Consider the following 722-nt stretch of genomic DNA (forward strand, 5'->3'; position numbering starts at 1 on the left):
TAGTTTGTCCGTTCTTCTGCCTCAACCAGCTCGAAGCCCTGCCAATCTTGAGTCAGGCCTGCGACGGTGTGCCGGTAATTGAGCATTGAGGTGAACAGCGGCGCAGGTGCGGGGACGCTGCTGCAGCGCTGGGCGAGTGCGAGCGGGGCGTGCTCGTGCGGTAGCAGCGCGGCGAGAGCATGATGGGTGTTGCGAACCAGGGTTGGCAGGGAGACATCGGCCAGCTGGATGCGAACTGGCAGTGTGTTGATGAACAGCCCGAGCACACTGGAGATGCCGGAGTCGCCCTGCATGCGTCCGGAGAGCACGGTTCCGAACACGACGTCGTCGTGCCCGGAGGTACGAGCAACGACGAGCGCCCAGGCGACGTGGAACAACACGGCGGGACTCACGCCCATGCTGCGCGCTGTTTCGCGCAGACGCAGCGCGAGAGCGGGCTCGAGTTCGGTGCGAGCGACCTCAAGCGCATGGGTGCTGCCGGCGGCAGCGGAGTCGACGATGCCGAAGGGGGCGGTGGTCTCATCGACATCGGAGAGCTGGTCACGGAAGAAGGCTTCGGCTTCTTCCGGATTGACGCGATGCAATGCCTGAGCGACGAAGGCGCGGAACTCGATCGGTGCCGGCAATTCGTGCGCGCGCCCACCCAGGATTGCGGCGACCTCGCCCAGCATGATCTCGAGTGAAACGTGGTCGATGACGATGTGGTGCTTGATGAGGGTAAG

The 722-nt window shown here is 64.3% G+C and carries 1 protein-coding gene; it reads right to left on the minus strand.

What is annotated here, in order from left to right; genetic code table 11:
- The coding region (locus VK92_RS38720; protein WP_048026301.1) for a condensation domain-containing protein at window positions 1-722 on the minus strand (722 nt) is incomplete at both ends.

Origin of the sequence: Burkholderia sp. LK4 (assembly GCF_001043615.1) — a bacterium.
Taxonomy (GTDB): Bacteria; Pseudomonadota; Gammaproteobacteria; order Burkholderiales; family Burkholderiaceae; genus Burkholderia; species Burkholderia cepacia.